The sequence below is a fragment of the Anaerococcus ihuae genome, from assembly GCF_928368155.1.
Classification (GTDB): Bacteria; Bacillota; Clostridia; order Tissierellales; family Peptoniphilaceae; genus Anaerococcus; species Anaerococcus ihuae.
This window is the reverse complement of record NZ_CAKMRU010000001.1, coordinates 711525-733250: the sequence shown is the minus strand read 5'-3', so window position 1 is coordinate 733250 and position 21726 is coordinate 711525. Positions and strand designations below refer to the sequence as shown.

The window sequence follows — 21726 nt, the reverse complement described above, 5'->3', positions numbered from 1 at the left end:
TTATCTAATAAATTTTTAAAATAATTAATTTAGTGAATTTTTTTAAAGCTGAATAAAAAACTTAACAAACCATCCTAATAGGATGGTTTTTAGTCTTAAAGGAGATAAGATGGCTATTTATGATGTAAAATCAAAGAATGCAGAAGAATTTATTAACCATGAAGAGATTTTAGAATCTTTGGAATATGGTAGAAAACATAAAAATGATAGGAAATTAATAAAAGAAATTTTAGAAAAAGCAAAAAAAGCCGAGGGGCTTAATCACAGGGATGCTTTCGTCTTGCTATCTTGTGATCAAGAGGACCTAAATAAGGAAATATTTTCGCTAGCAAAAAAATTAAAACTAAAATTTTATGGAAATAGAATAGTTTTGTTTGCCCCACTTTATTTATCAAATTATTGCGTAAATGGTTGTTTGTATTGTCCTTATCATGCGAAAAATAAAACAATACCTAGAAGAAAATTAAGCCAAGAAGAAATTAGAAAAGAAGTTATAGCTCTTCAAGATTTAGGCCACAAAAGGCTTGCTCTTGAAACTGGAGAAGATCCTGTAAATAATCCTATTGACTATGTTCTAGAATCAATTAAAACAATTTATTCTATAAAACACAAAAATGGATCAATAAGAAGAGTTAATGTAAATATAGCTGCAACTACAGAAGAAAATTATAAAAAATTATTGGATGCAGAAATTGGTACATATATTTTATTCCAAGAAACTTATAATAAGAAAAATTATGAATTGCTCCACCCAACTGGTCCAAAACATGATTATGATTATCACACAGAATCTATGGATAGGGCAATGAGTGCAGGAATTAATGATGTTGGATGTGGAGTTTTATTTGGACTAGAATCTTATGAATATGAATTTATTGGACTTCTAATGCATGCTGAACATTTAGAGGCAAGATTTAATTGTGGTCCTCATACAATTTCAGTTCCAAGAGTTCAACCGGCTGATGATATAGATCCAAATGAATTTGACAATTCATTGAGTGATGAAATGTTTGAAAAAATTGTAGCTTGCCTAAGACTTGCAGTTCCTTATACTGGAATGATAATTTCAACAAGAGAATCCCAAAAAGTTAGAGAAAAAGTTTTAGATCTAGGTATAAGCCAAATTTCTGGAGGTTCAAAAACTACTGTAGGTGGATATTCAGATGAAATTGGAGATGTAGAAGGATCAAATCAATTTGAACTTTCAGATAATAGAACTTTAGACGAGGTAGTTGATTGGTTATTGAATATGGATTATTTACCATCATTTTGTACTGCTTGCTATAGAGAAGGAAGAGTCGGAAAAGATTTTATGAAAATTGTTAAAAATTATGGAATAGGAAATATGTGCCAACCAAATGCAATTTTGACTTTAGATGAGTATTTGACAGATTATGCAAGTGATAAAACAAAAAAAGATGGAAGAGCTTTAATTGATAGAGAAATTGAAAAAAATGAAAACGAAAAACTCCGTATAAATACAAAAAAATGGCTAGACCAAATAAGGGATGGAAAAAGAGATATTCATGTATGATAGCTTATAATTCGGAAAGACTTAGTTTTGTTTTGTTAGGAAAGACTAATTCAGGAAAATCTTCCTTTTTAAATTTTATATGTGACCAAGATGTTTCGATTGTATCAAATAAGAAGGGTACAACAACAGATCCAATAAAAAAATCCATGGAAATTCATGATTTTGGTCCGGTTTTGTTTTATGATACGGCTGGCTTTGATGATGATACAAGTTTATATGAAAAAAGAATTTCAAAAACAAAAAAGACAATCGAAAAAGCCGATGTGATTTTGTATTTTTTATCATTAGAAGATGAAATTGAAAATTTATTGGATTTAAAAAATAAGCATAAAAATATTTTATTTATAGCAAGTAAGCAGGATTTGGAAGTTGGGAAAAATATTTTCGAGAAATTTGAAAGCCTTGATCCCTTGCTTATAAATTTGAAAAAAAAGGATGATAGGGAGAAATTTTTTGATAAGGTTAGGTCAAAATTTGAAATTGAAGATAAGACCATAACAAAAAATCTTGTAAAGGCAAGTGATTTGGTTTTGTTGGTCATTCCTCAAGACGCTGAAGCTCCAAAATTTAGGCTAATAAAGCCACAAGTTATGACTATAAGAGAAATTATAGATAAAAATGCCACAGCAGTTTCAACAAATCTTGAAAATTTAGAAAATACTTTAAATTCATTTAAGAGAAAACCTGATCTTGTTATAACTGATTCCCAATATTTTAAGGAAGTTTATAATATTTTGGATAAGGATATAAAACTGACTTCATTTTCAGTTTTATTTTCTGCCTTTAAGGGGGATATAAAATATTATGTAGAATCAGTTAAAAAACTTGATCAAGGAGCAAAAAAAATTCTAATAGCAGAAGCTTGTTCTCATCCACCAATGACTGAAGATATAGGGACAGTAAAAATTCCAAAACTTTTGAAAAAAAAATATAAGGATGTAGAAATTGACTTTACAAGGGGAGAGGATTTTGAAAATATTGAAAAATATGATCTTATAATCCAATGTGGAGCTTGTATGTTTAATAAAAAATATGTCATGGAAAGAATAAAAATGGCGAAAGAAAAAAATATTCCCATGACAAATTATGGGATAGTTTTGGCATATTTAAATGGAATTTTGGATAAAATTTATAAATAAATGCCTTGGGTCAGAGAATTTATTTCTTTGGTCCAAGGCTATTTTTTATTATTTCTTGGCTATTTTTGTAAAAAATAGATGGATTTACACTTTTTTTGTTTCGTTTTTTGAGGCTCAGTAAGTAAAGGCTATCTTTCGCTCTGGTAAGACCTACATAAAAAATTCTTCTTTCTTCCTCAAGCCTTAGCTCATAATTTTCTTCATCTAAAATAATAGGAAATTCATTTTTAACCAAGTCAATTATAAAAACTTTATCATACTCAAGCCCTTTGGAAGAATGGATAGTTGAAAGCTTTATATTAGATTCTATTAAAGACTTTGATTTTTTTTCTATAAGGTCAATTTTTTCATAAATTTCTTCAAGATTTTTGCAAGATTTAGAAAAATACATTAAACTTTCTATATAAATGTCCTTGTTTATAGTTTCCTCATTGTGTTTTCTACTAATCATATTTATATAAGAATTATAGGATAGACTCTTGTAAATAAAAGAAATTTTTTTGTCCATTGGAAGTTTTCTTATATGTTTCAATTTCTTTTCAATATTAAAAAGACTATCTTTTTTGAAATCTTCAATTTGAGAATTTTCATAAAAATCAAAAATATTTTCATTAATAGCCTTGTACTTTAATCTTTCAATGTCTTCTTTTGATAAATAAGTTGAGATTTTATAGTAAATATCGGAAAAAATTTCGACATCTGAAAAATCTTTTGAAAATTTAATTATATTTACCATATCAACAAAAATTTTTGATTCAAAAAAATCCATTATGTTAGAACCAATTGTAAAATCTATATTATTTTCCAAAAAATATGAGATTAATGAAATTGCAGAGATATTATTTCTAAATAAAATTCCAGTGTTTTCTTTTTTATTAAGATTTTCTAATATAAAGTCATATTCCTTAGAAAAATCAGAAAAAGTTTTGGTTCTTATTTGTCCAGGGATTTTTCTAGAAACTTTAAAAGTTTTTTTGTACCTATTTTTATTTTGTCCAATAAAATTTTCCCCTAAATTTATTATATTTTCACCGGACCTATGATTTGTATCAAGGCTTAAAATTTTTGCATCCTTATAAACATTTTTAAAATTTAAAAGATAAGTTGGATCAGCTGCCCTAAAAGAATAAATAGATTGGTCATCATCAGCAACTACCAAAAGATTATTTTCAGGCCAAACAATTTTTTCTAGAATTTTAAATTGTAAAAGAGAAGTATCTTGCCCCTCATCAAGTTGAAAGTATTTGTATTTATTTTTAATAGATTTGAGTAAAGCCTTATCTTCCAATAATTTTAGGGCATAAACTTGCATATCATCAAAATCTAAAAGGTGTTTTTCTTTTTTTACTTTTTCATATTCAAAATAAATTTTTTTGATATTTGATATTTCCACTTGGTCAAGATAAGAAGGATCAAGGAGGGAGTTTTTCATAAAAGATATTTTTTGAAAAAATAAATTCAAATCTTCTTTGGAAATTTTTTTATTATTAATCTTCTTATAAATTTCACCAACAAGATTGTACTTGTTATAAATTTTTTCATCTTCAATAAGATTTATTTCTCTATTATATTTTTTTAAATAATTTCTAATTATAAGATAGCAAAAAGCATGGATGGTCATAAAATTTGATTTTTTGCCATCAAATCTTTTTTCCATATCCCTAGCTTGAATCTTAGAAAAAGTTAAACTTAAAATTTTTGAAGGATCAATATTTTTGGATAAAATCTTAATTCTTTCTAAAAGCATAGTAGTTTTTCCAGATCCAGGAATTGCTAAAACTAACAAGGGACCATCCAAATGATTTGCTGCTTGTAATTGTTTGCTTGTAAATTTCATATTTATATTTTATCATATAAGTATGAGAATTTGATTAAGCTTAGCTAATAAATTTATTTAATAATTACCTATTTAAGGTATAATATTTAAAAACGGGAGGAATTATGTTAACTACAAATTTTTTAAAAACTAGAACTTCTACAAGAGATTTTAAAGATCAAAATGTAGATGATACAAAAGTAAAAAAGATCTACCAAATTATTACTGAAATTCAAAATAGATTTGGTGAAAGCGATCTTAACTACCAAGTAAATAAAAAAGGCGAAGAAGTTTATTTCAAATTAAAAGGAAATGCAGGTTACAAGGGAGTTATGATTAAGGCTCCACTATACGTTGGACTTGAAATTAAAAACGACAACAAAAATGCCCTAGTAAAAGGAGCTTATGGCCTTGAAGAATTGATTACAAAATTAGAAGAAGAAGGACTTGGCTCATGCTATATTACAGTAAATGGAGTAAGTGATGATATCTTAAAATCAGCTTTTGTAAATGCTGAAGGAAAAATCATGTCAATTCTTGCAATCGGTGAAGCTTCAAAAGAAGAAGTTAGAGAACACAGATACGATGATAGAAAAGGAATAAATGAATTTGTATTTATTGATAGCCTTGATCACAAAGCAAGCGTCGAAGAATTATCTCAAAGAGGACTTGATGATTTATTCTCATACCTAAGATTTGCACCATCATCATACAATTCACAACCATGGAGATTTGTTTTGATTGATAATCTTGTAAAATTATATCTAGAAGACTACAAAGACGAAGCAAATTTAGTAGATGCAGGAATTGTAATGTATTATTTTGACCAATTAACAAAAGATATTTCTATAAATTCAAATTGGGATGTTGATGTAAAATTAGACCTAGATAAATTCCAATTCATTGCCCAAAAAGAATTATAAAATAAAGAAGGAATTTTAATGATAAGACTTTATACACAAAATGATATAGAAAAAATGTATGGGGCTTCAGAAATTCTTTGTCAAACACACCTTGCAATAAAAGAAATAATAAGACCAGGAATTACAACAAAATTTCTTGATGATTTTGCAAATAAATTTATAAAGCACAAAAAGGCAAGACCAGCTCAACTAGGTTATCAAGGTTTTCCATATACACTTTGCATATCTGTAAACGATGAAATTTGCCACGGATTTCCTTCAGATTATAAATTAAAAGAAGGCGATGTGGTTTCAATAGATAATGTTATAGATTACAAGGGTGGACTTGCAGATTCATGTTGGACCTATAAAATCGGAAAATTAAGTGAAGAAAATGAAAAATTAGTTGATGTAAATTTAAAAGCTCTTTACAAAGGAATAGAAGCTGCAAAACCAGGAAATAGGATAGGAGATATAGGATATGCAATCCAAGAATATGTTGAAGGCGAAAATGGTTTTTCAGTTATAAGAGATTTTATAGGCCATGGTATAGGCAAAGAAATGCACGAAGATCCTCAAGTTCCACACTATGGAAAAAAAGGGTTTGGTCCTAGGATAGAAGAAAATATGGTATTTACAATCGAACCTATGATTGCAGTAGGAGATTGGAAATCAAAAATGGATGCAAATGGATGGACAGCAAGGACAAGAGATGGTTCAGTTTGTTCACAATTTGAACATCAACTCGTTATAAGAAAAGATGGGGCAGAAATAATAACTGACCAAAATAAGTTTTCTTTGACAGAAGAAGATAAAAAATTTATAGAAGCATATAAATAGGAGAGAAATCTCCTATTTTTTTATAAAAAATAATTTTTTTCAAAAAGATAAAATATACCAAAATAAAGTAAATAAGTGAAAATAAATAATAAAAATACAAAATAAAATGTTTTCAAATTTATAATTAACAAAAATACCAATAAGGAAATCTCATGATTTGCAAATAAATATAAAAAAATATGAAAAAAACTTTAAAAAAGACTTAATAAGTAATCAAAAAAATGGTAAAATATAAAATAAATGAGGAGGACTTATGGATATATTAGTTATAGGATTTGCATTATTTGCAATGTTTTTTGGAGCGGGGAATTTAATATTTCCACCAATGTTGGGATATACATATGGAGATAATTGGTTAATAGCGTCAATTGGCTTTACAATTGTTGGGGTTGGACTTACTCTACTTGCTGTTGTTAGTATGGCAAAAAGACAAGGAAATATTTTTACTTTTACTTCTCTTGCTGGAAATAAGCTTTCAAAAGCAATTATTTTAATTATTGCTCTTTGTATTGGACCTCTTGGAGCAATTCCAAGGACGGCTGCAACAAGTTTTGAAATGGTTCAATCTGCAGGATTTAACATAAATATTTTTGTCTTTACAATGATATTTTTTGGCCTATCCTTATTTTTGGCATTGGCAAAAAATTCTGTTGTAGATTTGATAGGTAAATTTTTGACACCACTTTTATTAATTTCATTACTAATAATGATAATAGTAGGGGTAGCAAGTCCAATTGGTCAAATAAAAGAAATAGATTTAAATGTAGGAAAAATATTTTCTGATTCAATGCTTGAAGGATACAATACTATGGATGCTTTGGCAGCTCTTGCCTTTACACCAATCATTGTTGAAAGTGTAATAAAAAAAGGCTACAAAGATCAACTTTTGAAAAAAACTATCCAAGCTTCTTTAATTGCTGTTTTGGGACTTGCCTTTGTTTATATTTCTTTAACATTTTTGGGAGCAAGTGTTTCAACAAGTATTGATACCGACTCAAGAGTTTATTTGTTAAATTATATTGCTGAAAAAGTACTAGGAGATAAGGGAAAATTTGTTTTAATTATTGCAATTATAATGGCATGTTTTACAACATCTGTTGGATTGATTTCTTCAATATCAAATATATTTTCTGAGTTTACAAAGAACAAGGTTTCATATAAATTTTTTGCAATTATAATAGCTTTGGTTTCCTTATTGCTTTCAGCTCTTGGAGTAGAATCAATAATAAGATTAACTGGCCCATTTTTACAATTTGTTTATCCTTTGGCAGTTATTTTGGTTGTATTTAACTTGTTTGGAAAAGATAAAATTAATAAACTTGTTATTAGAAATTCATTTGTAGTAGTAACGGTAGTCTCTTTTATAGATGCTTTTGTAAGTTTGATGGAAATTTTATCAGATATGTTTAATGTAAATATTTCAATACTAAAAGCTTTAGAATCAATCTTAAAAGGATTTGTAAAAATAATTTCTTTAAACATAGTAGATTTTCCATGGGTAGTGCCAGTACTTGTAACTATAATAATTACAAGCTTGTATCTAAAATTAAATAAAAATAAATAATTTTTGCATCCAAATTTTTGGATGTTTTTTTATTTAATTTTTTGCAAAATTTATTTTATCCTGTATATTTTTATTGTAAGTAGAAATATAAGAAAAAGGATTTCAAAATCCAGAAGAAAGTTTGGAAAAAATGTTTGATAAATTTTTAACTACATGTTATAATTATATTGTAAGTTAAGATAACAAATTATCAGATATAAAATTGAAAGGGGAAATTATGACAAGAAAAGTAGTAATTGCAAGTGCAGCTAGAACTCCAGTTGGAAGTTTTGGTGGTGCATTAAAAACAAAAAGTGCTGTAGATTTAGGTGTAGTTGCAGCAAAAGCAGCTATCGAAAGAGCAGGAATCAAACCAGAAGATATTGATGAAACAGTTTTAGGTTGCGTTTTACAAGCAGGACTTGGACAAAACGTTGCTAGACAAATTTCACTTGGTGCTGGAATCCCTCAAACAACTCCAGCTATGACAATCAATAAAGTTTGTGGATCTGGTCTTAGAACAGTTTCATTAGCAGCTCAAATGATTTTAGCAGGAGATGTTGATGTAGTTCTTGCAGGTGGTGCAGAAAGCATGTCAAACGCTCCATTCTTATTAAACGAAGCTAGATGGGGAGCAAGAATGGGCAACAAAAAATTTGTTGACGAAATGATTACTGATGGTCTTTGGGATGTTTATAATGACTACCATATGGGAGTAACAGCTGAAAATGTAGCTGAAAAATATGGAATTACTAGAGAAATGCAAGATGATCTTGCAGCAGTAAGTCAACAAAGAGCAAGCAAGGCTCGTGCTGAAGGAAGATTTAAAGATGAAATCGCTCCAGTAGAAATTAAAGATAGAAAAGGAAATGTAACAGTTGTTGAAGATGACGAATATATTAGAGACGGTGTTACACAAGAAGGAATTTCTAAATTAAGACCAGCATTTATCAAAGATGGTACAGTTACAGCAGCTAACGCATCAGGAATTAACGATGGAGCAGCTTGTCTTGTAGTTATGAGTGAAGAAAAAGCTAAAGAACTAGGCGTTAAGCCACTAGCTACAATCGTAAGCTATGCATCTGCAGGAGTTGATCCAAAAGTTATGGGAACAGGTCCAATTCCATCAAGTAAAAAAGCTCTTGAAAAAGCAGGATGGAAAGTTGAAGACCTTGACTTAGTTGAATCAAACGAAGCTTTCGCAGCTCAATCATATGCTGTAAGAAATGAAATGGGCTTTGATCCAGAAAAAACAAATGTAAACGGTGGAGCAATTGCAATAGGTCACCCAATCGGAGGATCAGGAGCAAGAATTCTTACAACACTATTATATGAAATGGAAAAAAGAGATTCTAAAAAAGGACTCGCTACACTTTGTATAGGTGGAGGAATGGGAACAGCTCTAGTAGTTGAAAGATAATAATTTTATAAACAAAAATAAGGTTGCTATAAACAGCAGCCTTTTTTGTTTGTAAATATAAAATTTTTCAAAAATAAAACTACTCAAAATTAGTAGTTTAGAGCGTAGACAAAGTCAGTTTATTAATTCATTATTAATTTAAAACAAAATTACGCTAAAACCCATCTCGACTAGATAAATATGCCTTGATTTGGAATATTTATCCCTAAAACTAAGTGCTAAAGCACGAAAAAGTTTGCAAAGCAAACATGTTTTAGTGTGAGTGAAGCGAACGCACGGAGAGATTTCATGAGATTTCTCCGCTCACTACGTTCGGTAGAAATGGACATTTTTTAGTTTTTCAACAGTCTGAACTAGTCAAAATGAGTAGTTAAATTTGATCTAGTGAAATTTGATTTTTATTTTTTTCTCTATCTTTCATTTTTCTATTGTAGCATGATCTACACAAGGGTTCGTAGGAATCTTGGGCTCCTATTTCAATCCTATCTTCATTGTAAGATTTTCTAAATGAAACCCAAGCATCTTCACCGCATGAAGCACAAATTGCATGGTGTTTTATTAACTCGTCAGCTATTGGCATTAACTCTTTTACAATTTCAAAAGGTCTTGCCTTATAATCCATATCAAGTCCTGATACAACAATTGTAATGTGATTTTGCATAAGTTTTATAAAATAATCTACTATTTTTGATGGTTCATCTGGGAAAAATTGAACTTCATCAATTCCTATTGCATCAATTTCATTGTTTTGGGCATATTCTAAAATTTCTTTTATGGATTCTATTTTTATTGCATCAAGTTCTAGATTATCATGACTTATTATTTTTTCGTCTTTGTGCCTTGAATCTACTGATGGTTTAAAGGCGATGGTTTTATAGCCTGCAATTTTCATCCTATACAATTCACGCCATAGGGAAGTGGTTTTTCCAGAAAACATTGATCCTGTGTGAACTATAAGTTTTGCTTGTTTTTTCATATTTCACCTAAACATTGAATTTGAAGTTGGTAATATCTCCATCTTTCATCACATAGTCTTTTCCTTCCATACGAAGTTGACCATGTTCTTTTACTTTTGCCATATTACCATATTCTTTTAGGGTATCAAAACTTACGATTTCTGCTTTGATAAAACCTCTTTGTATATCTGTGTGGATTTTTCCAGCAGCATCAACCGCCTTTGTTCCATTAGTGATTGTCCAAGCTCTCGTTTCATCTTCTCCAGTTGTCAAAAACGAAATTAAATTCAAAGTTTTGTAAGAATCTTTTATAACTTGATCGCAACCAGATTCACTAAGCCCAATCATTTCCAAAAATTCTTTCTTTTCCTCATCACTTTCAAGCTCGGATATTTCTTGTTCGATTTTTGCGCTTACTACAGAAACTTGGGCATTTTCTTCTTTGGCAAATTCTCTAACTTTTTGAACAAATTCATTATCATCACCGTTATTTGCAACATCGCTCTCATCGACATTGCAAACATAAATTATTGGTTTTGTTGAAAGAAGTTGGTAGGTTTTAAGAAGGGCTTTTTCTTCATCGTGTAAATTTAAAACTCTGGCAGATTTTCCTTTTTCCAAAACTTCTTTTATTCTTTTTAATAATTCAACTTCACTTCTTGCTGATTTATCAGATTTTGCAACTTTTTCTCTTTTTGTCAAAACTTTTTCAACAAGTTCAAGGTCTGAAAGAATAAGCTCAAAATTTATTGTTTCAATATCTCTTAATGGGTCAATATTTCCATCAACATGGGTTACATTTGGATCATTAAAACAACGCAAAACTTCTACTATTGCATCAGTTTCTCTGATATTTGATAGAAATTTATTTCCCAATCCTTCGCCCTTGCTTGCTCCTTTTACAAGTCCTGCTATATCATAAAATTCTATAGCTGCTGGTACAATTTTTTTTGAATTGTGCATTTTTGCAAGATAATCAACTCTATAATCTGGAACATTTACAAGTCCTACGTTTGGATCTATTGTGCAGAAAGGATAATTTGCGATTTCTGCTCCGGCTTTTGTAATAGCATTAAATAAAGTTGATTTGCCCACATTTGGTAGGCCAACTATTCCTAATTTCATTTAATCACTCTTTCTTTTTTATTCTTTATTTAGCATTATTAATTATATAGAAAGAGATTGAAAAAATCAATTCTATATTTTTCTTTAATTTTCTAACAATGGTATAATATTTAAAAGATGAAAATTAAAGGAGAAATTATGAATATTAATCAAAGACTAGAAAAGCTCAGAGAGCTAATGGCTGCTAGAAAAATAGATGCATATATTATAAATACTTCTGATCCTCACCAATCAGAATATATCAGTGATTATTACAAAACTCGCGAATATATTTCAGGTTTTACAGGATCTGCAGGAGTTTGTGTTGTTACAAAAGATAAGGCAAGACTTTGGACTGATTCTAGATATTTTTTACAAGCTGAAAATGAATTGAAATTTTCTGAATTTGAATTTTATAAACAAGGTTTTGAAGAAGATCCTACAATGGAAGAATTTTTACTAGAAGAAGTAGGAGAATTTGGAAAAATTGGTTTTGATGGAAATTGTTATTCAGTTAAAGATTACAAATCTTTAAGTGAAAATATGGGATCACGTGCCTTGGTTTATGATATAGACTATATTTCTCAAATTTGGGAAGATAGACCAAGCCTTCCAAAAGAAAAAGTTTGGATTTATGATTTAAAATATGTTGGAGAAAGCTTAGAATCAAAAATAAATAGGCTAAGAGAAGAGCTTAAGAAAAAAGAGTGTGATTATAATTTTATTGGATCTCCAGAAGATATTTGTTATCTTTTAAATATAAGAGGAAATGATATTGGATATACTCCAGTAGTTTTATCATATTTGTTGGTTTCAATGGATGAAATTCATCTTTGTATAGACCAAGATAAACTTGACGATGAAGTTTTATCTTATTTAAAAGAAAACAAGGTAAAAGTTCATTCTTATGATTATATTTACACATTATTAAAAAATATAAAGGGCAAAAATAGGATTTATATAGATCCAGAAAGAACAAATGTAGCGATTTTTGATGCTATCAATTCAAATGTTAGAATAACAAGCGGAATAAATATTTCAACGAGGATGAAGGCTGTAAAAAACAAAACAGAAATAGAAAATGAGAAAAAAGCCTATATTATTGATGGAGTAAGTCTTGTTAAATTTTTCAATTGGGTTGAAGTTGGAACATGTACAGGGTCTTTGACAGAGCTTATAGCTAGCAAAAAATTGCAAGATTTAAGAAAAGAAAACGAAACTTACATTGAAGATTCATTTGAAACAATAGCAGGTTACAAAGAAAATGGAGCCATTGTTCATTATGAACCAACATCACTTTCATCAAAAACTTTAGAAGAAAAATCACTTTTATTGGTAGATTCTGGAGCTCATTACAAAGAAGGAACTACAGATATAACAAGAACAATTGCTCTTGGAGAACTTACGGAAGAAGAAAAAGAGAATTATACCCTAGTTTTAAAATCTCACATCGCCTTAATGAGTGCAAGATTTAAAGAAAAAACAAAGGGACAAAGACTAGATGCAATAGCAAAATATCCATTGTGGAAAGCTTGTAAAGATTATTTCCACGGAACAGGCCATGGAGTTGGATTTAGTCTAACTGTTCACGAAGGTCCAAATAATATTTCTCAATTTAATGATATTGAATTATTAGAAAATATGACAACTTCAATAGAACCCGGTTTATATATAGCAAATAAACACGGAGTAAGAATTGAAAGTGAAGTTTATGTTAAAAAAGATTTGGAAAATGAATTTGGTAAATTTATGAAATTTGAATGCCTAACCTATGTCCCAATAGATACTAGACCAATAAATATAGAAATGCTTGATAAGTGGGAGATAGAATGGATTAATTCTTACAACAAAAAATGTCAAGATATTTTATCACCATATCTTGAAGGATCAGATTTAGAATATTTAATAGAAAGTTGTAAAGAGATTTGATGAACAATCAAATAAAAGAAAAACTAAAAGAGTTACCAGAACTACCAGGCGTTTATATAATGAGAAATAGCCAAGATGAAATAATCTATGTTGGAAAGGCTATAAATTTAAAAAAACGTGTAAGCCAATACTTTGACAACAACAAAAATAAAGGCAGAAAAGTCCTCGCCATGGTAAGTCATATAGATCACTTTGAATATATAATTGTAGAAAATGAGGTCGAAGCTCTCGTTTTAGAATCAAATCTAATAAAGAAGAACAGGCCGAGATATAATATTGTTTTAAGAGATGATAAACAATATCCATATATAAAAATTACCAATGAAAAATTTCCAAGAATCCAAAAGGTGAGAAATGTAAAAAAGGATAAGGGCTTTTACTTTGGCCCTTATCCAGATGCCTATGCAGTAAATGACGTTATAGAATTATTTCATAGTCTTTATCCCTTTAGAACCTGTAATTTAAATTTTGATAAGGGTCAAAAACTAGATAGACCTTGCCTAAATTATTATATTCACAGGTGTAAGGCTCCTTGTATAGGAAATGAAAATGAAGATGAGTATATGGAAAATATAAAAAAAATAAAAGAATTTTTAGAAAACAAGTCGGACCATATACCAAATTTAGTCATAGAAAAAATGAATAAAGCAAGTGAGAGTTTAGATTTTGAAAATGCAGCAAAATATAGAGATTATCATAGGGCCTTGTCAACCATATCACAAAAACAAAAAGTAACAACAACAAGTGGAGATGATATGGATATTATAGCCATGTCCAAAGGGCTTTTTTATGTTACCATGCAAGTGTTTTTTATGAGAGATGGAAAAATTGTCGATAGGGAACATTTTATAATAAAAGATGATTATAGGGAAGATGATGCAGATATTATGTCTTCATTTATGAAACAATTTTATCTAAATCTTATGTATATACCTAAGGAAATCCTAGTTCGAACAATGCCATCAGATTATGAGCTTTTAAAATCATTTATTGAAAATAAAAAAGGCAAAAAGGTAAGCATAATTTGTCCAAAACTTGGGAATAAAAAAGAATTAGTAGATATGGCTTACAGAAATGCAAGTGACATGATGAAAAAATATGAAAAAAGACTAGAAGAAAAAGAAAGAAAAAAACATTCGGGTCTAAATGGTTTAAAAGAAATTTTAAATTTGAAAGCTATAAATAGGATTGAAGCCTACGATATTTCAAATACATCTGGAGTTCAATCAGTTGGATCGATGGTTGTATTTCAAAACGGTATAGCAGAAAGAAAAGAATACAGAAAATTTAAAATAAAAACCATAGAAGGTCCGGATGATTATCATTCACTTGAAGAGGTTCTTACAAGAAGATTTCAAAGGGCAAAAAAAGAGATTAAAAATAACAACACCTATACAGGATTTGGAAAACTGCCAGATTTAATTTTGATGGACGGAGGCAAGGGTCAAGTAAAATCAGCAAAAAAAGTCTTGGAAAAATTAAATTTTTCAATCGAAGTTGCAGGACTTGTTAAAGACGATAAGCATACAACAAGAGCTATCATCTATGAAAATGAAGAAACACCAATAAAAAAACGAGATCCAGTCTACAAATTAATCTATGAAATTCAAGAAGAAGCACACAGATTTGCCATAAACTATCATAGGAAATTAATGAATCAAACAATGAAAAAATCTGAGCTTGATAATATTAACGGTATAGGAAAAAGAAAAAAAGAAAATCTTTTAAGGCACTTTAAAAGTATAAAAAATATAAAAAAAGCGAGCCTTGAAGAATTGATGGAAGTAGATTTGATTGGAGAAAATCAGGCTCTTGAAATAATAAAATATTTCAAATTAAATAATTAAAGAGGAAAAAATGGGAAAACAAACAAGTGTAAAATTAAAAGATGTGGTTGATATTTTGGGACTTGAAATAGTTCATAAATCGTCAGATTATGATCAAGTCATTTTACAAAGTCCGGATATTAATAGACCAGGTCTTCAATTGACGGGATATTTGGAGGAATTTCCATACAAAAGACTCCAAATAATTGGTAGTGTAGAATACACTTACCTAACAAGTCTTGACAATAAAATGCAATATGAAAGATTTAGGGGGATTTTATCCTACAAAATGCCAGCAATATTATTTTCATATAATGCAGGGCTTCCAAAAGATATTTTAGATTTGGCAGATTATTACGATATAACAATATTAAGATCAAAATTGCCAACAACAAAATTAACTTCAATTATATCTCAAGAACTAGAATATATTTTTGCAGATAGGACTCAAGTTCATGGAGAATTATTAGAAGTTTTTGGTGTGGGAGTTTTAATACTTGGAGAAAGCTCTGTTGGAAAAAGTGAAACAGCCCTAGATCTTGTAAATAGAGGTCACAGGCTAGTTGCAGATGATGTTGTAGAAATCGCAGCATACGATAATAAAATTGTAGGACAAGCCCCAGAAAATATAAGACATTACACAGAAATAAGGGGACTTGGAATTGTTGATGTAAGAAGACTATATGGAACTGGATCTGTAAAAGTTTCAACAGAAATAGATTTAGTAATTGAACTTGAACATTGGAGAGAAGATTACGAATATGACAGGCTTGGACTCGATGATCATTTTACAGAAATTCTAAATTTAGAAATTCCAAAAATACTAATCCCGGTTAGGGCAGGTAGAAATTTAGCTATGATTATAGAAGTGGCTGCGATGAACCAAAGAGAGAAATCAATGGGATATAATGCAGCAAAAGTAATGACTGATAATTTATTTAAAGATTCTAGCAATGATAATTAGCTTGTGAAAATATTTGATATTTACTTGACTAATGACAAGATAATGATTATACTTAAAATAGTGTTAACGATAATTGATTCATATAATTTTTAGGAGGTCTTAGATGACAATTAATAGAGCTATGAAGACTATGGATGGTAACACTGCAGCTGCTCACGTATCTTATGCGTTTACAGATGTAGCAACAATCTATCCAATCACACCTTCATCACCAATGCCAGAAGCAGTAGATGTTTGGGCAGCAAACGGTAGAAAAAACGTATTTGGTAGACCAGTTCAAGTAAAAGAAATGCAATCAGAAGCTGGTGCAGCAGGAGCAGTTCACGGTGCACTTGCAGCAGGAGCACTTACTACTACATATACAGCAAGTCAAGGATTATTATTAATGATCCCTAATATGTATAAAATTGCTGGAGAAAGATTACCAGGTGTTTTCCATGTTGCAGCTAGAACTTTAGCAACTCACGCACTTTCAATTTATGGTGACCATTCTGACGTTATGGCAGCAAGACAAACAGGATTTGCTATGCTATGTACAGGATCAGTTCAACAAGTTATGGACTTAGCACCAGTAGCTCACTTAGCAGCTATTGAAGGAAGAATTCCATTCTGCCATTTCTTTGATGGATTTAGAACAAGTCACGAAATTCAAAAAATTCAAGTTTGGGACTATGATACATTAGCTCCATTGGTAGATTATGAAGCAGTAGATGCTTTCAAAAATGAATCATTAAACCCAGAAAGACCAAAAACTATTGGTACTGCTGAAAAGAATATTTTCTTCCAAAGAATGGAAGCTTCAAACCCAGCTTATACAAATATAATTGGTATAACAGAAAACTACATGAACAAAATCAACGAATTAATCGGTACAAATTACGGATTATTCAACTATTATGGTGCAGATGATGCAGAAGAAATCATAATAGCTATGGGTTCAGTTTGCCAAGCAGCTGAAGAAGCAATCGATAAATTAGTAGAAGATGGTAAAAAAGTTGGTATGGTTGAAGTTCATTTATTCAGACCATTCTCAAAAGATCACCTACTAAAAGCTATACCAAAAACAGTTAAGAAAATTGCTGTATTAGATAGAACAAAAGAAAAAGGTTCAATTGGTGAACCATTACTATTAGATGTTAAATCAGCTTATTATGATGTTGAAGATAAACCACAAATAATTGGTGGTAGATATGGTCTTTCATCAAAAGATACAATACCTGCAGATATTGAAGCAGTATTTAAAAATCTTGAAGGAGAAATGAAAGATGATTTCACAATCTCTATAGTTGATGATGTAACATATAAATCTCTTGACAGAACTGATTTAAGAATCAGACAAGAAGGAACAAGCAGATGTAAATTCTGGGGATTCGGATCTGACGGAACTGTAGGAGCAAATAAACAAGCTATCAAAATTATCGGAGATAATACAGATATGTATGCTCAAGGATATTTTGATTACGACTCTAAAAAATCTGGTGGACTTACAGTATCTCACTTAAGATTCGGTAAAAATCCAATTAGATCAACATACCTATTAGACGAAGCTGACTTTATTTCATGTTCAAAACCAGCTTACGTTAATCAATATGATTTATTAGATGGACTAAAAGATGGTGGTACTTTCTTATTAAACTGCCCATGGTCAGAAGAAGATTTAGAAGAACATTTACCAGCAAAAATGAAAAAATATATTGCTGAGCACAATATTGACTTTAATATAATTGATGCATCACACATCGCTGAAAACATTGGATTAGGTTCAAGAACAAATATGATTATGCAATCAGCATTCTTCAACCTTGCAAATGTAATTCCAATAGATGAAGCAGTTAAATTCTTAAAAGATTCTATAGTTAAAGCTTATGGTCACAAAGGTGATGATATAGTAAACATGAACTACAAAGCAGTTGATAAAGGAATTGACGCAGTAGTTAAAGTAGATGTTCCAGAATCTTGGAAAGATGCAAAAGATGAAGTTAAAGAAGAAAAAGAACTTCCAGAATTCATCAAAAACATCGTTAAACCAATGATTGAACAAAAAGAAGATGATCTTCCAGTTTCAGTATTCAAAGATAGAACAAACGGAGACTTTGAACCAGGTACAACTCAATACGAAAAAAGAGGAATCGCTCTTAACGTACCAGAATGGCAAATTGATAATTGTATCCAATGTAACCAATGTTCATATGTTTGTCCACACGCTGTAATTAGACCTTTCTTAGTAACAGAAGAAGAAAAAGCTAATGCACCTGAAGGATTTGAAACAAAGAAAGCAATTGGTAAGGGAATGGACGGATATGATTTCAGAATCCAAATCTCACCACTTGATTGTACAGGTTGTGGAAACTGTGCTGATGTATGTCCTGCTCCAAAGAAAGCTCTTCTTATGAAACCTTTCGAAGAAGAAGTTGAAAAAGAAAAAGATAATTGGGAATATGCTCATGAAAAAGTTGGATACAAAGAAGATGTTATGGATCCAATGACATTGAAAGGATCTCAATTTAAACAACCATTACTTGAGTTTTCAGGAGCTTGTGCAGGATGTGGAGAAACACCATATGCTAAATTAGTTACTCAATTATTTGGTGATAGAATGTATATAGCTAACGCTACAGGATGTTCATCAATTTGGGGAGCTTCAGCACCAGCAACACCATATACAACAAATGCTTGTGGACAAGGTCCAGCTTGGGGTAACTCATTATTTGAAGATGCAGCAGAATACGGATATGGTATGAAACTTGCAGCTGATTCAAATAAATTACTTCTTGAAACTTACATGAATGAATTCAATGAACTTGGATCAGATTCTGAACTTACTGAAGCATTCAAAGCTTGGTTAGAAGGAAAAGAAGATGTTAAAGCATCTAAAGAGGCTACAGCTAAAATCCTTAACCTTGAAGATAAAGCTAAATCTGTAAGTGATGAAAAAGCAAAAGACTTACTTCACAAAATTTATGCACTAAAAGATTATATGATTAAAAAATCAGTTTGGATTTTTGGTGGAGACGGATGGAGCTATGATATAGGATTTGGTGGAGTTGACCACGTACTTGCAAGTGGAGAAAACATCAATATCTTAGTATTTGATACAGAAGTTTATTCAAATACAGGTGGACAATCATCTAAAGCTACACCATTATCAGCAGTAGCACAATTTGCTGCATCTGGTAAAAAGGTTAGAAAGAAAGACCTTGGTCTAATGATGACTTCATACGGATATGTTTACGTAGCACAAGTTGCTATGGGAGCAAACCAAAATCAAACAATCAAAGCTATGAAAGAAGCAGAAAGCTATGATGGACCATCTCTAATCATCTGCTATGCACCATGTATCAACCACGGTATCAGAATTGGTATGGGTAAATCTCAATTTAGAGAAAAACAAGCTGTTGATGCTGGTTACTGGCACTTATGGAGATTTGATCCAAGACTTGCTGATGAAGGAAAGAATCCATTCCAATTAGATTCAAAAGAACCTAAGGAATCATTCCAAGAATTTATCCAAGGAGAAGTTAGATACTCTTCACTTAAGAGATCATTCCCTGAAACAGCTGACCAATTATATCAAGAGGCAGAAAAAGCTGCTAAAGATAGATATGAAACATATAAGAGATTAGCTGGAAAATAAGATAACTTAAAAAAAAATCAAAAGGATGACTTAGCTCATCCTTTTTTTGTGCGAAAATTTAAAAATTTTAATTTATTATTTGAAAAAAATATTTTGAAATTTCAATGAAAATTTTTACTAAATTATAATAATTTTTTATTTGTGGTATAATATTTTATATATTAAAACTAAAATGGAGGAGTTTATGGCAATTAAGTATAAAAACAATTACGGTAAAGTTAGTATTTCAGAAACAGTAATTGCAAATATTGCTGCAGCTTCTGTAATGGAATCCTACGGGGTTGTGGGTCTTGCGAGCAGAAGTACTAAAGATGGATTATATAAACTTTTAGGCATTGAAAATATGAACAGAGGCGTAAAAGTTGTTAGAAATATAGATGGATCTGTAACAATAGATATATCATTATTTTTAAATTATGGTGTAAGAATAGCAGTTGTGTGCCAAAATATCATTGAAAATGTTAAATACAATGTAGAACATTCTCTTAATGTTGGTGTATCAAGTGTAAATATTTTAGTTCAAGGAATAAGAAGTTAGGAGAAATATGAAGAAAATCGATAGTAAAAAGTTCAAAACTTTGATTATTAAAGCTTTTGAACTTCTTAATGAAAAAAGAGATGTTGTCGATAGTTTAAATGTATTCCCTGTTCCTGATGGTGATACAGGTACTAACATGACTATGACAATGAAATCTGGTGTAGAAAGAGTAAAGGAAATTGAATCATCATCTTGCTATGATATAGCTAAAGCTTTAAGTCAAGGAACTTTGATGGGGGCTAGGGGAAACTCTGGTGTAATTTTATCCCAGCTTTGTCGTGGTATGTCAAAAGCCTTGAAAGGTCATGACACTATAGATGGAGAAATTATAAAAGAAATTTTTGATACTGCAAATAAAACTGCATATAAAGCTGTAATGAAGCCTACAGAAGGAACAATATTGACAGTATCAAGGTTGATGGCTGAAGAGGCTAATAATTCTTTTGAGAATAATATTGATATAGACAAATACCTATATAAAATTATAGGTGCAGGTCAAAAAGCTCTTCTTGATACTCCGAATTTACTTCCAGTATTAAAGGAAGCTAAAGTCGTTGACTCTGGTGGACAAGGATTGATGTTTTTGCTTGAAGGAGCTTTGAAAGCTTTAAATGGTGATATTGATATTGAAACTGACCTATCAGAAATAGAAATTGAGGATTTGCCTTCAAAGGATTATAATGTTGATTTATCTATTAGCATCGGAGAAGATGAAAAAGATGAATTGCTTGAAAAATTAAATGAAATATCTACTTCTTTGTCTGAAAATTTTGACAATGGAATTTTAAATCTTTCTTTTGATTGTGATAGTATTAGAGATTTGTTAGAAAAAGTTTCTTCATATGGTCAAGTTTTAAATATGAATATTGAAAATACAAATCCTGACGTTTTAAATGATATTAAAATCAACAAAAAACCTGCTAAAAAATATGGATTTATAGCTGTTTCTAGGGGAAAAGGCTATGATAAAGTCTTTGAAAGTTTAAATGTTGATAAAATTATAGCTGGTGGACAAACAATGAACCCATCAACTGAAGATATATATAAGGCAATTGAAAAAGTTGATAGTGAAAATATAATAATATTCCCAAATAATAAGAACATTATAATGAGCGCCAAACAAGCTTGTGATTTATCTGATAAGACTTGTAGGGTTGTTGAAACAAGGTCGATTCCTGAATCCTTTTCTGCACTTTTATCTTTTGATGAAGATGAGTCACTAGATCAAAATATGGAAAATTTCAATGATGCTATTGAAGATGTTAGAATATGTGAAGTTACTATAGCTGTTAGGGATACTATTGTTAATAATGTTGAAATTAGAAAAGATGAATTTATAGGAATTGTTGATAATAATATAGTAACTAGCAAAAAAACTATAGAAAAAACCGCAAGGGAAACTTTGGAGAAGGCTGTAGATTCTGATACATCTTTAATTACTATTTACTATGGTGAGGATATAGAAGATAAAGATGCTAAAAAACTTCAAAAATTTGTTCAAAAGAAATTCAAAGACTGCGATGTTGAATTAATTTATGGCGGACAACCTCTATATTATTATACAATTACCTTGGAGTAAGA

General features: G+C 30.1%; 15 protein-coding genes. 12 read left to right on the top strand and 3 right to left on the bottom strand.

Annotated elements, in window-relative coordinates; all coding sequences use genetic code 11:
* Positions 1–109 precede the first annotated feature (109 nt).
* A complete protein-coding gene (gene hydG, locus L6653_RS03500; protein WP_236785543.1) occupies positions 110–1534 on the top strand; it encodes a [FeFe] hydrogenase H-cluster radical SAM maturase HydG in 1425 nt (474 codons plus the stop codon).
* The gene (hydF, locus tag L6653_RS03495) at positions 1531–2673 is read left to right on the top strand and encodes a [FeFe] hydrogenase H-cluster maturation GTPase HydF (RefSeq protein ID WP_236785542.1); all 1143 of its coding nucleotides are present in this window, start codon (positions 1531–1533) and stop codon (positions 2671–2673) included. The genes hydG and hydF overlap by 4 nt, the downstream gene beginning before the upstream one ends.
* A 19-nt stretch (positions 2674–2692) precedes the next feature.
* On the opposite strand, the gene L6653_RS03490 is transcribed toward hydF, so the two are convergent.
* Positions 2693–4510 carry an ATP-dependent helicase gene (locus L6653_RS03490; RefSeq protein ID WP_236785541.1) on the bottom strand — a complete coding sequence of 606 codons (1818 nt, stop codon included), beginning with the start codon at positions 4508–4510 and terminating at the stop codon, positions 2693–2695.
* A 104-nt stretch (positions 4511–4614) separates the two neighbouring features.
* On the opposite strand from L6653_RS03490, the gene L6653_RS03485 reads away from it, so the two are divergent.
* The 4 genes from L6653_RS03485 (at position 4615) to L6653_RS03470 (ending at position 9194) form a co-directional block, all read left to right on the top strand.
* Positions 4615–5412 carry a nitroreductase family protein gene (locus tag L6653_RS03485; RefSeq protein ID WP_236785540.1) on the top strand — a complete coding sequence of 266 codons (798 nt, stop codon included), beginning with the start codon at positions 4615–4617 and terminating at the stop codon, positions 5410–5412.
* An 18-nt stretch (positions 5413–5430) separates the two neighbouring features.
* On the top strand, positions 5431–6231 hold the full coding sequence (map, locus tag L6653_RS03480; RefSeq protein WP_236785539.1) for a type I methionyl aminopeptidase: 801 nt from the start codon (positions 5431–5433) through the stop codon (positions 6229–6231).
* A gap of 253 nt (positions 6232–6484) precedes the next feature.
* A complete protein-coding gene (gene brnQ / locus L6653_RS03475) occupies positions 6485–7795 on the top strand; it encodes a branched-chain amino acid transport system II carrier protein (protein WP_236785538.1) in 1311 nt (436 codons plus the stop codon).
* A 217-nt stretch (positions 7796–8012) separates the two neighbouring features.
* On the top strand, positions 8013–9194 hold the full coding sequence (locus L6653_RS03470) for an acetyl-CoA C-acetyltransferase (protein ID WP_236785537.1): 1182 nt from the start codon (positions 8013–8015) through the stop codon (positions 9192–9194).
* A 370-nt stretch (positions 9195–9564) separates the two neighbouring features.
* Here L6653_RS03470 and L6653_RS03465 read toward each other — a convergent pair whose 3' ends face one another.
* Together L6653_RS03465 and ychF are read right to left on the bottom strand one after the other, a co-directional pair.
* The gene (locus tag L6653_RS03465) at positions 9565–10170 is read right to left on the bottom strand and encodes a thymidine kinase (protein WP_236785536.1); all 606 of its coding nucleotides are present in this window, start codon (positions 10168–10170) and stop codon (positions 9565–9567) included.
* Between the two features lie 7 nt (positions 10171–10177).
* Positions 10178–11275, bottom strand: coding sequence for a redox-regulated ATPase YchF (gene ychF, locus L6653_RS03460; RefSeq protein ID WP_236785535.1), 1098 nt, complete (start codon positions 11273–11275; stop codon positions 10178–10180).
* Positions 11276–11413: 138 nt separating this feature from the next.
* On the opposite strand from ychF, the gene L6653_RS03455 reads away from it, so the two are divergent.
* From L6653_RS03455 to L6653_RS03430, 6 genes are all read left to right on the top strand, one after another.
* The gene (locus L6653_RS03455) at positions 11414–13183 is read left to right on the top strand and encodes an aminopeptidase P family protein (RefSeq protein WP_236785534.1); all 1770 of its coding nucleotides are present in this window, start codon (positions 11414–11416) and stop codon (positions 13181–13183) included.
* Complete coding sequence (gene uvrC, locus L6653_RS03450; protein WP_236785533.1) at positions 13183–15030, top strand: excinuclease ABC subunit UvrC; 1848 nt, start codon at positions 13183–13185, stop codon at positions 15028–15030. The genes L6653_RS03455 and uvrC overlap by 1 nt, the downstream gene beginning before the upstream one ends.
* 10 nt (positions 15031–15040) lie before the next feature.
* Entirely contained in the window at positions 15041–15973 is a 933-nt protein-coding gene (gene hprK, locus L6653_RS03445; protein WP_236785532.1) for an HPr(Ser) kinase/phosphatase, read from the top strand.
* A 103-nt stretch (positions 15974–16076) separates the two neighbouring features.
* Positions 16077–19607 carry a pyruvate:ferredoxin (flavodoxin) oxidoreductase gene (gene nifJ / locus L6653_RS03440; protein ID WP_236785531.1) on the top strand — a complete coding sequence of 1177 codons (3531 nt, stop codon included), beginning with the start codon at positions 16077–16079 and terminating at the stop codon, positions 19605–19607.
* A 184-nt stretch (positions 19608–19791) separates the two neighbouring features.
* Entirely contained in the window at positions 19792–20145 is a 354-nt protein-coding gene (locus tag L6653_RS03435; RefSeq protein WP_236785530.1) for an Asp23/Gls24 family envelope stress response protein, read from the top strand.
* A gap of 7 nt (positions 20146–20152) precedes the next feature.
* On the top strand, positions 20153–21724 hold the full coding sequence (locus L6653_RS03430; RefSeq protein ID WP_236785529.1) for a DAK2 domain-containing protein: 1572 nt from the start codon (positions 20153–20155) through the stop codon (positions 21722–21724).
* The last annotated feature ends 2 nt before the right edge of the window (positions 21725–21726 follow it).